The 13,420-nt window shown below is 67.6% G+C and carries 12 protein-coding genes and 4 pseudogenes; 3 read left to right on the top strand and 13 right to left on the bottom strand.

Annotated elements, in window-relative coordinates:
• Positions 1–86: 86 nt before the first annotated feature.
• From VXC91_RS36030 to VXC91_RS35995, 8 genes and pseudogenes are all read right to left on the bottom strand, one after another.
• On the bottom strand, positions 87–506 hold the full coding sequence (locus VXC91_RS36030) for a transposase (protein ID WP_329511561.1): 420 nt from the start codon (positions 504–506) through the stop codon (positions 87–89).
• Positions 507–696: 190 nt separating this feature from the next.
• The gene (locus VXC91_RS36025) at positions 697–1,155 is read right to left on the bottom strand and encodes a carboxymuconolactone decarboxylase family protein (RefSeq protein WP_329511560.1); all 459 of its coding nucleotides are present in this window, start codon (positions 1,153–1,155) and stop codon (positions 697–699) included.
• 125 nt (positions 1,156–1,280) lie between these two features.
• Positions 1,281–1,754 carry a cupin domain-containing protein gene (locus VXC91_RS36020; protein WP_329511564.1) on the bottom strand — a complete coding sequence of 158 codons (474 nt, stop codon included), beginning with the start codon at positions 1,752–1,754 and terminating at the stop codon, positions 1,281–1,283.
• 5 nt (positions 1,755–1,759) lie between these two features.
• A complete protein-coding gene (locus VXC91_RS36015) occupies positions 1,760–2,698 on the bottom strand; it encodes an NADP-dependent oxidoreductase (protein ID WP_329511559.1) in 939 nt (312 codons plus the stop codon).
• A 200-nt stretch (positions 2,699–2,898) separates the two neighbouring features.
• Entirely contained in the window at positions 2,899–3,789 is an 891-nt protein-coding gene (gene sigJ / locus VXC91_RS36010; RefSeq protein WP_329511558.1) for an RNA polymerase sigma factor SigJ, read from the bottom strand.
• A gap of 304 nt (positions 3,790–4,093) precedes the next feature.
• Positions 4,094–4,388: pseudogene (locus VXC91_RS36005) on the bottom strand (transposase); the annotation flags it as partial.
• 144 nt (positions 4,389–4,532) lie between these two features.
• Entirely contained in the window at positions 4,533–5,096 is a 564-nt protein-coding gene (locus VXC91_RS36000; protein ID WP_329511562.1) for an NADPH-dependent FMN reductase, read from the bottom strand.
• A 123-nt stretch (positions 5,097–5,219) separates the two neighbouring features.
• Positions 5,220–5,657: pseudogene (locus tag VXC91_RS35995) on the bottom strand (YceI family protein); the annotation flags it as partial.
• Between the two features lie 90 nt (positions 5,658–5,747).
• Between VXC91_RS35995 and VXC91_RS35990 the strand changes: the two are divergent.
• Positions 5,748–6,272: a MarR family winged helix-turn-helix transcriptional regulator gene (locus tag VXC91_RS35990; protein WP_329511557.1), complete on the top strand. Its 525-nt coding sequence runs from the start codon at positions 5,748–5,750 to the stop codon at positions 6,270–6,272.
• Between the two features lie 168 nt (positions 6,273–6,440).
• Here VXC91_RS35990 and VXC91_RS35985 read toward each other — a convergent pair whose 3' ends face one another.
• Both VXC91_RS35985 and VXC91_RS35980 read right to left on the bottom strand, forming a co-directional pair.
• Positions 6,441–8,885: a SpoIIE family protein phosphatase gene (locus VXC91_RS35985; protein ID WP_329511556.1), complete on the bottom strand. Its 2,445-nt coding sequence runs from the start codon at positions 8,883–8,885 to the stop codon at positions 6,441–6,443.
• A 240-nt stretch (positions 8,886–9,125) separates the two neighbouring features.
• Positions 9,126–9,383, bottom strand: a complete 258-nt coding sequence (locus tag VXC91_RS35980; RefSeq protein WP_329511555.1) for a carboxymuconolactone decarboxylase family protein — start codon at positions 9,381–9,383, stop codon at positions 9,126–9,128.
• 662 nt (positions 9,384–10,045) lie between these two features.
• Between VXC91_RS35980 and VXC91_RS35975 the strand changes: the two are divergent.
• A pseudogene (locus VXC91_RS35975) lies at positions 10,046–10,918 on the top strand (NAD(P)/FAD-dependent oxidoreductase); the annotation flags it as partial.
• A gap of 146 nt (positions 10,919–11,064) precedes the next feature.
• On the top strand, positions 11,065–11,262 hold the full coding sequence (locus VXC91_RS35970) for a hypothetical protein (RefSeq protein WP_329511565.1): 198 nt from the start codon (positions 11,065–11,067) through the stop codon (positions 11,260–11,262).
• A gap of 276 nt (positions 11,263–11,538) precedes the next feature.
• Here VXC91_RS35970 and VXC91_RS35965 read toward each other — a convergent pair.
• The 3 genes and pseudogenes from VXC91_RS35965 to VXC91_RS35955 all read right to left on the bottom strand — a co-directional run.
• A pseudogene (locus VXC91_RS35965) lies at positions 11,539–11,874 on the bottom strand (homogentisate 1,2-dioxygenase); the annotation flags it as partial.
• Between the two features lie 217 nt (positions 11,875–12,091).
• The gene (locus VXC91_RS35960; RefSeq protein ID WP_329511554.1) at positions 12,092–12,577 is read right to left on the bottom strand and encodes an RrF2 family transcriptional regulator; all 486 of its coding nucleotides are present in this window, start codon (positions 12,575–12,577) and stop codon (positions 12,092–12,094) included.
• Positions 12,578–12,598: 21 nt separating this feature from the next.
• Positions 12,599–13,087: a VOC family protein gene (locus VXC91_RS35955; protein WP_329511553.1), complete on the bottom strand. Its 489-nt coding sequence runs from the start codon at positions 13,085–13,087 to the stop codon at positions 12,599–12,601.
• Positions 13,088–13,420 lie beyond the last annotated feature (333 nt).

Below are 13,420 nucleotides of genomic sequence, written 5' to 3'. Positions count from 1 at the left end.
CGCGTAGCCGCCACCGACGATCACAATCTCACGCATGATTCCCTCTGCTCGTAGGTCAACACCAGATCCGTTCGGCACGGATCGGATCACTTTCGCCGTCCTGCCCGCCTGGTTGCTCGCACGCGCCCCTTTTGCAAGGCCGCCTCCTCCACCGCGGCCCGGGTCTCTCCGCCGACCCGCATGCCGGCCGCGCCGTGATGCGCCCGTGCCGTGGTGGAGTCCACGCTGACCAGGGACATGCCGATCTCGCCTCTGCGGGTGGCCTCGGCGACCGCCCTGTCCAGCAGGGTCCGGAAGACGCCCGCGCCCCGCCATCGCACGAATCGGTTGCAGACCGTTTGCCAGGCGCCGAACCACTCGGGCGTCTCCCGCCACTGGCTGCCGGTACGGAACCACCAGATCACGAACTGCTCACCCAGCCGCCCCGGATACGAGCCGAACCTGCCGACCGGCAGAAACGACCCAATGAACTCCCGTTTGTTACTGGTGAGTTGAGCACGCGTCACACCGCAGTCCTACCGGACCGGCACCCCACCACAGGCTTGACCACAACCAATGACAGTCCCTAGTGGGGCCGTGTGGGTTGGCCATGGGGCTGGTGAGCTCGCATATTGAGGTGCCACGTGCTCCTCACTGATACCGCCATCACCTTCACGACGGTGGAGGCGCCCGCTGCAGTCCGCATCGCCGTCGAGGTCAGCCGCCGACGGGGTACCGGCTGGTGATCGCGACGCGGTTGAAGGCGTTCATCACCGTTGCCAGCCAGGCGACCGCCGAGATCTGGTCTGCGGAGAGTACGGCCGCGGCGGCGTTGTAGTCCTCGTCGCTGACGTGCCCGTCCGACACACGCGTCACCGCCTCGGTCAAGCGGAGGGCGGCGCGGTCTGTCTCGGAGAAGTAGCCGGTCTCCTCCCATCCGGGCAGCACGGCGATCCGGTCGGAGTTTTCGCCCTTCTTCAGAGCGTCGCGGGTGTGCATGCGCAGACAGAACGCGCAGCCGTTGATCTGGGAGGCACGGATCTTCAACAGCTCGATCAGGAGCGGGTCAAGGCCTGCCGCAGCGGCGGACTCTTCCACCTCCGCCGACAAGGCGATGAGGGTCTTGTAGGAACTCGGGTGCTGCTTGCCGATGTTGACGCGCTGCGTGTTGGTCATGGTTCCTTCGATTCGGGTGTGTGGCCTGCGCCGTGCACTTCGGGCGCGTTTGGTGGCCGGTGGACTGTGTTCCGGGAGGGTCGGTGAGTTCGTGCGGGCACGTTGCCGCTCCCGCACAAGTCGGGCTACGACCTCGGGTCGTCGACCTTGAGCTCGTCTCCGGTGTTGGAGATGAAGACGACCAGGAGCTTGGCCCGTTCGGTCCGGCTGGCGTTCTCGGTGAGGACGTGATGGGCACCCGGCTGCTCGACCCAGTTCTCGCCCTGGCGGTAGGTGCTCAGGGGCTCGCCGGCGAGCTTGCTGCGCACGGTGCCTTCGAGGACGTAGGCGTAGGTGAACGCATTGCCGTGCCGGTGGGGCATCGCATGTGCGTCGGGCGGGAAGTCGACGACCGCCGAGGTGAACGTCTTGCCCTTCACATTCGGGAGGGCCTGCTGGTGGAGCGGCTTGAGGGTTTCGACGGGGTGCTCCGATGCCACGGCCGATGCCACGGCCGCGGCCGCGGTCGGCGTCTTGGCGTGGGTGTCCTGGTCCGAGGCGGAGCAGGCCGTGGCCGTAGTCAGCGCGGCGAGGGCCAGCAGGCCACCGGCGATCCGCATGGTGATCACGATGGGTCTCCTGTTCGGTCTTCCGTGACGCGGATGATCGTCTTGCCCGGGGTGCGCTTGGCGGGGGCGAGCGCGTCGGGTGCTTCGGCGAGCGGCCGTACGGCGCCGACGACCGGCTTGAGCCGGCCGTCCCTCAGTCGCGTGGCGAGCTCGATGAGCCGGGTGCGGTCGGGTTCGACGACGAAGAACACCGCCCGCCCGTCCCTGGGCTGAACCTTGGGCGGCATGGCGATGGTGACGAGCGTGCCGCCCGCCCGGACCAGGGCGGCTGATCGGTCGAGAATGTCTCCGCCGATCACATCGAACACGACATCGGCCTCGCCGATGCCCTCCAGCTTCTCCGTCTGCAGGTCCAGGAAGGTGTCGACGCCCAGTGCAAGCGCCCTGCCCCGGTCGGCGGACCGGCCGGTGCCGATGACACGGGCGCCGGCCTCGCGGGCGAGCTGTACCGCGATGGAGCCGACACCACCCGTGGCGCCGTGGATCAGGACGGTCTGGCCTGAGGCCAGGCGGCCGTGGTCGAACAGGCCCTGCCAGGCGGTCAGGCCGGAGATCGGCAGTGCGGCGGCCAGGGTGTGGTCGACGTCCGCCGGCAGCGGCGCGAGATTGCGGGCCTCCACCGCGGCGTACTCGGCGAGCGAGCCGTTGCGGGCCCAGTCAGCCATGCCGAACACCCGCTGGCCGACACTCAAACCGGTCGTGCCGAACCCCAACTCTACGACGACACCCGACAACTCGTGCCCGGGCACGCTCGGCGTGCGGTCGCGGCCGGCGCGATCGGTCCACGTGGCCGGCCAGTCCAGCTCTCCAGGGGTGAAGCCCGCCGCGTGCACCCGGACGATGACGTCGTTCTCGGCCGCGTGGGGGTAGGGCATGTCCGTCAGGGACAACCCGGCGAGACCGGCTTCGCGGTCTCGAACAGTGATGGCTTGCATAAGGGTCCTTCCTGGGGAGGGGTGCTCGAGCGCGCAGCCCGTTCACACGCAGGACGCATCGCGGCTCGTCGTCGGAGGAACGCAACAGGTGGACGCATGCCGACCGGCATGATCGATCTCATCTGCTCACGAGCGTTCCTTCGTCCGTCCCGTTCTGGTTCTCATCAGGGAGACGAGGAAGCCCCTCGGGGTGTGACGGCTCAGACGTGAGAAAGCTTGTCCGGGTTGATGACCCTGCGGTATGCGGTGATCAGACCGTCTGTGATCTGCAGCGTGTCCACGGAGTAGACGTGGCCCTCCCGGTGGAACACCAGGGCGAGCTCGCCGCCGACCTCGACGAGGTCGATGCGGTCCGGACGCCACTGGCGGCCCACGCGCACCATCACCTCAGCGACGCGCACACCGCCATGGATCGGCTTGCGCGCCGCGGCGGCCTTGCCGCCGCCGTCGGTGACGTAGACGACGTCCGGGTGCAGCAGCCTGACCAGGCCGGCCAGATCCCCGGCCTCGTAGGCGGCGCGAAAGACCGCCAGCACACGTTCCCGCTCCGCCTTCGACGCCCGCGGCGAAGACTGCTTCGCCTTGGCCACCCGCCGCCGCGCCCGGGAGGCCAGTTGCCGGGCACTTGGCACGGAGACATCCAGCACTTCGGCGATCCGGCCGAACTCAAGACCGAAGACATCGTGCAGGACGAAGGCCACCCGCTCCGGCGGGCTCAACTCCTCCATGATCAGGAGCATTGCCGAGCTGACGGACTCATCGACGAGGACCGGCTCGGATGCTTCCGGCCCTGTCAGCAGCGGATCCGGCAGCCACGGCCCGACATAGGTCTCCCGGCGGAAACGGGCGCTCTTGAGAATGTCGTACGACCGCCGTGCGGCCACCGTCACCAGCCAGGCCCGCAGATCATCGATGTTTTGAAGATCTGTTCCGGCCGCCCGCAGCCACACGTCCTGGGTCACGTCCTCGGCATCGGCCACACCGCCCAGCAGCCGGTAGGCCACGCCGAAAACCGCCGGCCGGTGCCTCTCCCATTCGGCTCCAAGCGTGTCCTCCTGCTCGGACCGTTCAGACGCGTGCCCGTCGCCCATACAGATCGCAACCTCCTCCAGCTTGCAGACCCAGCGTAATCATCCGAGCTCGGGATCCGCGCAGACGGCCGGCAAAGAAGACCACCTTGCTTTCAGCCGCAGGCCAGGACCGGGTGGGCTGGGCCGCGCAAGATCGAGGTCGCTGATACTGCGCCGCCGCTGGAGCAGCGTCTTCCCGGTTACGCCATCGGCATCCTTGGCGGTCTCCCGGCGCAGCAGTTGAGCCCCACAAGGCCAGGCGTAGCAGCACGAGAGGTCATGATGCCGTTGCTGCCCGCCCCGCGGACAAGCGCGGCCATGGCTAGGGCGGGGCCTGGCTGATGAGATGGTCGATGCGAGGGCCGTGGACCTGCTGGGACTTGGGCACGGCGACGACATGGAAGAGGCCGTCGTCCTCCCGGAAGCGGTGGACACGGGAGTCCCTGGCGACAGGCGGAGTCTGCGGTGACCCAGGCGAAGGGGAGCGGGGAGGCCAGGGTCCGCTCGATCATGGCGCGGACGAGGTCGTTCTTGGTGCTGAAGCCGCATTTGTCGGGGATGCGGCCTGCTTGGCAGCGTGCGCGGTCGTGGGTCCAGGACTTGGGTAGGTAGAGCTCACGACCCGTGACCGGCGAGGGTGCCTGCAGCCACCGGGACCAGGGGTTCGAGGGCTGTGTGCCGGTGCGCCGCTGATGCGGCCGGCTGGGCCGGCCGCATCAGCGGCGCTGTGTTGCTCGCGGCTTGTCCGTCGGTGGGCGGAGAGGTCAGGCGCGAACGGTCTTCATGGCGCGCGCCCAGGACTCCAGCTGTTCGAACAGGTTGGTCGCGGCGTCGTCGTGCTGCTCGCCGGGCTTGAAGACGGAGAAGTTTTCGAAGTCGGTGAACAGCGAGAAGGACAGCTGCTGGCGCACGTGGGCCAGCTGCAGTTCGCTGGCCACGGCACGCAGGTGCTCGATGGCCCGCGCGCCACCGAGGGACCCGTAGGAGACGAAGGCGGCGGCCTTGTTGTTCCACTCCCCGTACAGGTAGTCGATCGCGTTCTTCAGCACGCCGGAGGTGGAGTGGTTGTACTCGGGAGTGACGAAGATGTACCCGTCGAACCCGGCAATCTTCTCGGCCCAGGCCTTGGTGTGGTCGCCCTGGTACTGACCCATGGACGGCGGGATGGCCTCGTCCAGGTGGGGCAGGGGGTAGTCGGCAAGGTCGACCAGTTCGTACTCGGCGCCGGTTCGTGCGCCCGCCCTGTCCACCACCCAGTCGGCGACGGCCTTGCCGTTGCGGCCGGGCCGGGTGCTACCGAGGATGACGGCGATCTTCAAGTCGCTCATGTGGTGTTCTTCTCCTTGATGGGCCGGTCCGCGGAGAGCGGAACCGGCGGATGCGCGGCGGGCGTAAATGACGGCATTGAGCCGCAGGTAACGGCCCGCCAGGCCCTTCATGGCGGTGATGCGGTGGGCATAGCGATCGACGGTTGCCGTGGCGGTGAGCGTCAGCTCGTCGTCGAGCGTCTGCGTCTCTGTCACGGTGAATACGACCGGGGCCCCGACGCCACGGGCAGTCAGGAGGCCAACCAGCCTCCACGTGCCGGTGGCGTCACGGTAGGCGCTGGTGGAGGTGAAGTCGATGTCCGGGTGGTTGGCGACATCCAGAAGCGCCTCCGACAGCACCTTTCGGTCGCGCGCGGGATGACCACTGGTGAAGCTGGTGGCATCCGCGACGGCCCTCACGTCCGAGTCGGTAAGAGGTTCAGCGATGGACACGGTCCCCGAGCGCAGCGCGAAGCTGCCGTGGACGGCGCCCAGGCCGAACAGGTGCTTGGTTGAGAAAGCGATGCTGGAGCGGGACGAGTCGATGACGTACTCGCCCTGCGGGTAAACGTCGGCAGCCACTACGATTCCCTCTCACTTGAACCTTCATGCGTCACGCTAGACGATGAAAGATGAAACTTCAACTGTTGGCCGTGTACGTACACTCCGGACATGACGCCCGAACGCCTTCCGACCTCGACCCATCAGCCGCGCTGGCTGACCCCGGCGGAGCTGGAGACGTGGTACTCGTTCTGCCAGCTGCTGTACATGTTGCCCACCGCTCTCGGGGCGCAGCTGCAACGGGACGCACAGCTGAGCTTCGTCGAGTACTACGTCCTCGCCGGTCTGTCAGATCAGCCGGAGCGCCGGATGCGCATGAGCGACCTGGCCGTTCTCGCCAACTCCGAGCTGTCCCGGCTCTCCCATCTGATCAACAGGCTGGAAAAACGTGGCTATGTGCGCCGTGAGCCCGACCCCACCAACGGCCGCTACACCCACGCAATCCTCACCGATGCGGGCTACGCCCATCTCGTCGAGGCCGCCCCCGGACACGTGGCCCGGGTACGCAAGCTCGTCTACGACGTCCTCGACCCCACCGAGCTGCGCGGTCTACGCACCGTCGCCGACAAGATCATCGACCGTATCGAGCAGGATGACTGCCCGCCAAAGGACAGCGCTATGGAGTGTCGGCCGTAGCGCAACGCGGACCAGACCGTGATGGCGGCGCCAACTTCACCTGATCCCCACGGGGACGCCGGCGGCCCAGTCCCCCCGCCTGCGCCCGCTGCTCCAGGCCCGCCGTGTGCGGGGCCGGGCCCAGGCAGAGACGACCGCCCCCGTTCGGCCCGCACCGCCAAAAGGCTCTCATGCGTGGGGAGTCAGCTGCTGCTCGACCCAGATGAGTTTGCCGTCCGGTGTGTGGCGGGTGCCCCAATTGCGGCTCAGCTGGGCGACGAGGAACAGGCCGCGTCCGTTCTCGTCGGTGGTGCGGGGGTGGCGCAGGCGCGGGGAGCGGCAGCCGGTGTCGTACACCTCACAGGTCAGGAACTGGTGGCGCATCAGGCGCAGTCGGATCGGGCCGGCGCCGTGACGGACGGCATTGGTGACCAACTCGCTGACGATCAGTTCCGTCGACTCGGCCAGGTGCCCCAGTCCCCACTCGGCCAGGCGGCGAGTGGCCAGGGCCCGGGCCCGGCCGACGACGGCTGGGTGGGCGGGAAACTCCCACGAGGCGGTCCGGTCCGGGCCCAGTGAGCGGGTTCGGGCGAGGAGCAGGGTGGCATCGTCGCCCGGCGCCTGCGTGGGCAGCGCATCCACCACCGTCGAGCAGAGGTCGTCCAGGGGGAGACCGGGGCATGCCAGGGCGGCGCCCAGGCGGTCCATGCCGACGTCGATGTCCTGGTCGCGGGCCTCGATCAGGCCGTCGGTGTAGAGGGCGAGCACGCTTCCCTCGGGCAGTTCCATCGTCACGGACTCGAAGAGGGCCAGCCCAAGGCCGAGCGGGGTTCCGGCGGGCAGGTCGGGGAAGGTGAGACCGCCGTGCGGGTCGATGATCGCGGGCGGGGGGTGCCCGGCCCGTGCCATCGTGCACCGCCGGGTCACCGGGTCGTACACGGCGTACAGACACGTGGCCCCGATGCCCACGGTTGCCAGGTCTTCTGCGTCGTCGTCCCCGCCGAGGCGGACGACCAGCTCGTCGAGGTGGGCCAGCAGTTCTGCGGGAGACAGGTCCATATGGGCCAGGGTGTGCACGGCGGTGCGCAGCTGGCCCATGGTGGCCACGGCATTGATTCCATGCCCGACCACGTCGCCGACGACCAGCGCGATGCGGGCGCCGGACAGCGGGATCACATCGAACCAGTCGCCCCCGACGCCATGGTGGCTGTCGGCAGGCAGATAGCGCCAGGCCACCTCCGCTGCCGGCCCGCCCGTGGCACGGTCGGGCAGCAGATGACGCTGCAGGGCCAAGGCCACGCAGCGTTCACGCTCGTACTGGCGTGCGTTGTCCAGGGGCAGCGCAGCCAGGCCCACGAGTTCCTCGGCCAGGAGCAGGTCGTCCGCATCGAAGGGCACCGGGTCCTTGGTGCGGGCGAACGTGGCGATGCCCAATACCGAGCCGCGCACGTGGATCGGCACGATCATCAAGGAGTGCGTCCCGTCCTCGCGCAGCCATTTCGCGCGCACAGGGTCCTGGTCCAGCCACGTGCCGGAGGAGGTGTCCAGCACCGGGTCCAGGTGGGATCTGCCGGAAGACAACACTGCTGTGTAGGGAGAGATCGGCGGGACGAAAACCGGCTCTCCCCGCGCGAACAGGGGCTCTGTGGCTCCCGAGCGGATGGCGGCCAGACCGGCCCGCCGGAAGGCGGGAATGCACCCCCCCGTCGGGCCGACGCGGTGCGGTGGTGCCTCGCCGAGGGGCACGGACTCCGCGAGCTCGACCGTGGCATGGTCCGCAAGGAGCGGCACAGCGAAATCGGCCACTTCCTGCGCGGTCTGCATCACGTCCAGGGTGCTGCCGATCCGGCAGGTGGCCTGGCTCAGGATGGCGATGCGCTCGTGCGCCCGCTGATACGAGGTGACATCCACGACGATGCCGCACACGCCCAGCGCATGGCCATCCGCGTCCTCCAGACGGGAGTAGGAGACTGCGAGGGCTCGTTCCCGGCCCAGTTTCTTCGGCAGCGACATCCGGTATTCCACGTCGATCGCCGGGGTGCCGGTCTCCAGTACCTGTCGCATCGCTACTTCCAGCGCTTCGGAATCCGAGCCGGGCGCTTCCTCCGTCAACCGGAGCCCCAGCCGCTGTCGGACCGGGATGCCACCATCAAGCTCCCAGGTCGCGTTCAGCCAGGTGCAGCGTAGCTCCGTGTCACGCAGGACAACGCCGATCGGCAGGCTGGGAAGCAGGTGGACCGCCACCGGAATCGGCATCGCCAACGATCCGGACGTCGCCAGCGAGGCGATCGCGGTCCTGCCGATCGCCGAGACGAGCCAGAGGGCCTCGCGACCCTGCCCCGACAGCCGCTCGACGCGCAGGCGCACGGTGAGCTTGCGGCCGTCGCGGTGACGGATCTCCGCCAGGCCGTACCAGCCAGCCCCGGCACGGCACTGCTCCGCGACCGTTGCTGCCTTCGCCCGGTCCTCGGCAGAGGTCAAGAGGATCGCAGCGGAGCAGCCCACGACATCACGGGCCGGGTAGCCGAGCAGCCTTTGGGCGGCCTGCGTCCATCCGACGATCGTCCCTTCAGCGTCGATCATCGCTATCGCGGCATCAATCATCTCCAGGGACGTGCCCTCAGGGCCGTTCATCGTTTTCCCTTCTGTGGACGGTGTGGGACTCTGCCGTCCGATTCAGGCAGATCCTCGGGCTACGTGAGGTCTTAGCTACGGTGAGTCGCCTTGATTCTCTGACCCTTTTCCTACTGATCGCGTGGTCTTTCCCCCTCGCTGGTCGACGTTCCGGGCGTCTTCGTGCCTGGTGAAATGGCTGTTGTCCTGCATGAATGCATGGCCGGCACAGTCACAAGCAGGGGAACATCCAGAAAGGGGTCACGCCGTTGGCCACGGAGCCACCATGTTGCGCGGAGTTCGTGCCGGGCGGGATCGCAGCAAGTGCGCGAGCCATTTCTTCATGACTCTCGAATACGGAAAACCTTGCCGGACCGAAGGGCTCAAGCAGCCGTTGAGCCGCGACGCCCGCATCTTGACCAGCTCACGCAGCGTCGCGTCGAGCGGTCCCTTGCGGATCGCGGCGTCGGCCTCGGGGAAGGCCTGGTACGTCTCCGGGGCTGTCTCGGCAGGGCTCATACAGGCCCACAGGGTCTCCTTTCGTCCGTCCCGCCCTGTTTTCTCATCAGGGAGACGAGGTGACCCATATGGGTGTGACAGCCCAGAGGCGCGAGATTCTCTCCAGGTCGAAGACCCTGCGGCACGCGACGTCTGTTTGGCGCAGCCGTATGGGAAAACGGCCGACACTTCGGCCCGGGCAGCCCGAGCGCGGCGGTACTTCGGGCACCGCACCACGGGGGCCCGAAGCCATAGACGCCGCCAGAGAACCGGCGATCCCTCCTGGCCGCAGTCACATGATCCATATGCGCACGCGACAGGTCCGGTGGCTGCGGATCGTGGGGGTCAGGTCAACAGCGCATATCCGTGCAGAAAGCTGAGGTCAGGGCAGTTTCGAGAGGCGATTCCCCACCCCCGTTAAAGCGGGACGTCCCCTTGCCAGGCATCGGATGGACGTTTTGACGGATCGGAATCTGGATGCTTAGTATCCAGATATGCGAACGGCAAGGGTGACGAGTGGGCGAGCGTGCCTCAGCCTGCACGTCGGCGAGACTCGACTCGGCCGGCACCCTCCGCCAGGTTGCGCTCCCGCCGTGGCGGCACATGTTCGCCAGGCGCTTGGGCGCGACTGATCCTTTTTCCCGCGCGGCGTGACCGCGCGTTCTTTGTGGAGGTGAATCTAGATGAAAAATATCCTGGTTATTGGTGGTGGGTTTGCCGGTGTGTGGAGCGCCGCCGCCGCCGTACGTGCGGCACGCGCCCACGGCGTGCCGCGGTCGCAACTGCAGGTGACAGTGGTCAGCAGCGGCGATGACCTTGTAATCCGTCCGCGGCTCTACGAAGCCGATCCAGAGGGGAAGCGGGTAGCGCTCGACCGTGTGCTCGGTCCGATCGGAGTGCGGCGGATCGCCGCGACCGTCACCGACATCGACACCACCACCCGGACGGTGACCGCAGTCGACCGAAGTGGCCGCAATACCGTGCTGAGCTATGACCGATTGGTGCTGGCCACCGGCAGTCAGCTCGTGCGCCCGGCGATCCCCGGCTCCCAGTGGATCTTCGACGTGGATACCCTGGACGCCGCCGCGTCCCTCGACCACCACGTGCGACGCCTGCCGCAGCACCCGGCGACGCCCGGACGCTTCACCGCGGTCGTCATCGGAGCGGGCTTCACCGGTTTGGAGACAGCGACGGAACTGACCGCCCGACTGCGCGAAGTGGCCGGCGACGCCGATGACATACGCGTTGTTTTGGTGGAGCGCGCCGACGCTCTCGGTCCCGAGCTGGGCGAAAGCCCGCGCCCGCACATTGGCTCTGCCCTGAGTGATCTCGGAGTCGAGCTGCGTCTGGGCACGACGGTCGAGCGGGTCTCCGACAGCGAGGTCGAGCTCTCTGACGGTGAACTCCTCCCCGCCTCCACCGTGATCTGGACGGCCGGGATGGCGGCCAGCCCGCTCACCCGGTTCATCCCCGGCGAGCGAGACCGGGGCGGGCGACTGCGAGTGGATGAGTTCCTGCGCGTTCTCGGAGCGCCGGAGGTGTTCGCGGCGGGTGACACGGCAGCGGCTGTGGCCGAAGCGGGGCACATGGTGATGCAGAGCTGCCAGCACGCCATCCCGCTGGGCAAGTTCGCCGGCCACAATGTGGCTGCCGACGTCCTCGGGCTGGACCCGGTGCCCTTCGCCCCGAACCCCTACGTCACGTGTCTGGACCTGGACCCGCCGGCGCGGTGGTCACCACGGGCTGGGACCGGATCGTCCAGAAGACCGGAGAGCAGGGCAAGGCGCTCAAGCAGCAGATCAACGCCGAATGGATCTACCCCCCGGTCGACGACGCCGAAGCCATCCTCGAGCTCGCCGACTACCACGACACCTGGTCCGAGGAGGAAGTCAACGCCTGACCAGCCTGACAGCCACACCCGGCATCCCCGGGGGTGCCCAGACCTTGTACGTGCCACAAGGATCGCCGGCTCCTGACCACCCTGCGTGCGGCCAGGAGCCAACCCCCGCTCTGTCCGCCGCCCTTGTGTGAGCGTGTTCCCCCTGCGGCAAGCTGCTCCGAGCCGTCTATCCGTCTTCGGCCCCATCCGAATGGGCCCCATGGCCCGGCCCATGCTCACGCTCGTCGACGATGAGGAACTGGCCGGCCGCCGGGACAGACGCGCACCGCGACCGTCCTAGGGCACATGGTTGCCATGCCAGGCCACGACGTCCAGCGGCGAGTGGCCGTAGACCGAACTCCACAGCTCTCCGCTGTACTTGACAGCCACCACCGGGCGTTCGATGTCCTCGTAGGCCGCGACCTGGGTTCGGAAGTGCTGCGGGTTCGTCAGACCGTTGACACCGAGCGGGCCGAGTTCGGGCAGAGCGACCAGACGGCCGAAGTTCTCGGCGACACAGCCATGGGCGACCGCGTCCAGCAGTCCCACCTGGAACCGCACGCGGCGCGGGATCAGCGCGACATCTCCGGGCTTGACGTGCAGCAGCCCGAACTCGGTGCGCACCAGAAGCTCGCATTGCTGCGGCTGCCGCTACCGGCGCGATGTGCGCCGCGCACGCTCCGGGTGGACGACTATCCCCTCCCGCGAGGTGCGGCGCATGAGAGGCCGGTCAGGCTGATCGCCTATTGGCCAGTCCTGATATCTCCGGCTCCTGCGAAGCCAATCAGGAGCTGTTTAATCCAGGATCACATCGGCAAAATCTGTGCAGCCACGCAGCGCAGACAAAGGATCAGTCGCGCCCAAGCCCCCGGCGTACGTGCGACGCCAACGTGGGAGCGTGTGCCTCCGCCTCCGCCTGCACATCGGCAAGACTCTGCTCGGCCAGCGCCTTACGCCAGGCCGCTTCGGCCCGGTGCATGGCGCTGTTCACCGTGCACGGCCGAGCAAAGCTGCTGTCTGGCAATCGCTCGGCGATGGTGCCACAGCGACGGATCTCGGCGCAGCGGAACAAAGGCTCGTCGCCCTCGATGGCAAGAACCACGTCCAGCATCGACACCGCCTCCAGGGGACGGGCCAGCCGGAAGCCGCCCCGCGCACCCGGCACGGATTCCAGCAGCCCCGCCTTAACCAGCTGCTGCAGCTGCTTGTTCAGGTAGGACGGCGACAGATCGTGACCAGCGGCCAGCTCCGCAGTCGCCACCGGCTCGCCGCCCCCCAGCCACCCCAGGTTGAGCAGTGTGTGCACCGCCCACTCAACGCCCTTACCTGTTCGCATAAATGGATATTAGAGGTCCAGTTAGAATGTGTCAAAATCTGCACCTTCCTCGCCGCCGAGGGCGCGCGGCTTGACTTCTTCCAGGACCCAGCCGTTGCCGTCCGGGTCGCTGAAGGTGGCGAAGGGGCCGTAGTCGACATGGGCGGGGAGCGGGTTGGCCCCCCGCTCCGGGCCCGCGCCGTGGTGTATGACCTCTCCGGCCTTGTGTATGTGGACGACGTCGTGGGATACCTCGCTCACCTCGATACCACGACCGAGGAGCTCCGCTCGGGCTTCCTCGATGTCGGACGCGACGAGATGCACGGCCTGGATCGAGCCCGGCGCGGCAGAGGTCAGCCCCTTCCCGAAGACGATCGAACACTCCGAGCCAGGCGGCGTGAAGTGGACGAACCGGAAGTCGTCACCATCCGTGTAGTCGACGTCCAGGCGGAAACCCAGTGCCTGGTAAAAGGCTCTGGCCCGATCGACGTCGGAGACGGGTAGCACGATGAGGTCCAGCTTGAAATCCATGGGTATTTCATTCCTTACCTGAGCGAGAAGCTCCGTATTCAGGAGCATGTGCTCGCTTTTGTGTTGTGGCAAGGCTGCGCACCAACACAGCTCCAGGCGAGAGGTTCTTCGACAGGTACGGCGACCGCCCGAACGGGAGCCGGCCACGCCACGGCGTGAGAATTGTCCCCACCGAGGACCCGAAGGGGCAACGGCACGATGACGTGACGTTCGCCCCGTTCTGCCCGCCGGGCAGAACGACCACGGTCGAGGGCTCGGGCGCAAGACCAGCGCAGGAGACGGGCGAACCTGCAGGGTTCTAGCCGCGAGTCACCGGTTCCATAAGGTGTCCGA

The organism is Streptomyces chiangmaiensis, assembly GCF_036281785.1.
GTDB classification, from domain to species: Bacteria; Actinomycetota; Actinomycetes; order Streptomycetales; family Streptomycetaceae; genus Streptomyces; species Streptomyces chiangmaiensis.
Note: the sequence above shows the minus strand (reverse complement) of the source record. Positions and strands in the feature narration are given on the sequence as shown.

What these genes read in the sequence shown, in the direction of transcription:
- VXC91_RS35980 (WP_329511555.1), bottom strand. Translation starts at nt 9,383, where the DNA reads ATGAGCCCTGCCGAGACAGCCCCGGAGACGTACCAGGCCTTCCCCGAG.
- VXC91_RS36015 (WP_329511559.1), bottom strand. Translation starts at nt 2,698, where the DNA reads ATGCAAGCCATCACTGTTCGAGACCGCGAAGCCGGTCTCGCCGGGTTG.
- VXC91_RS35960 (WP_329511554.1), bottom strand. Translation starts at nt 12,577, where the DNA reads ATGCGAACAGGTAAGGGCGTTGAGTGGGCGGTGCACACACTGCTCAAC.
- sigJ (WP_329511558.1), bottom strand. Translation starts at nt 3,789, where the DNA reads ATGGGCGACGGGCACGCGTCTGAACGGTCCGAGCAGGAGGACACGCTT.
- VXC91_RS36020 (WP_329511564.1), bottom strand. Translation starts at nt 1,754, where the DNA reads ATGCGGATCGCCGGTGGCCTGCTGGCCCTCGCCGCGCTGACTACGGCC.
- VXC91_RS35955 (WP_329511553.1), bottom strand. Translation starts at nt 13,087, where the DNA reads ATGGATTTCAAGCTGGACCTCATCGTGCTACCCGTCTCCGACGTCGAT.
- VXC91_RS35985 (WP_329511556.1), bottom strand. Translation starts at nt 8,885, where the DNA reads ATGAACGGCCCTGAGGGCACGTCCCTGGAGATGATTGATGCCGCGATA.
- VXC91_RS36025 (WP_329511560.1), bottom strand. Translation starts at nt 1,155, where the DNA reads ATGACCAACACGCAGCGCGTCAACATCGGCAAGCAGCACCCGAGTTCC.
- VXC91_RS35990 (WP_329511557.1), top strand. Translation starts at nt 5,748, where the DNA reads ATGACGCCCGAACGCCTTCCGACCTCGACCCATCAGCCGCGCTGGCTG.
- VXC91_RS36000 (WP_329511562.1), bottom strand. Translation starts at nt 5,096, where the DNA reads ATGAGCGACTTGAAGATCGCCGTCATCCTCGGTAGCACCCGGCCCGGC.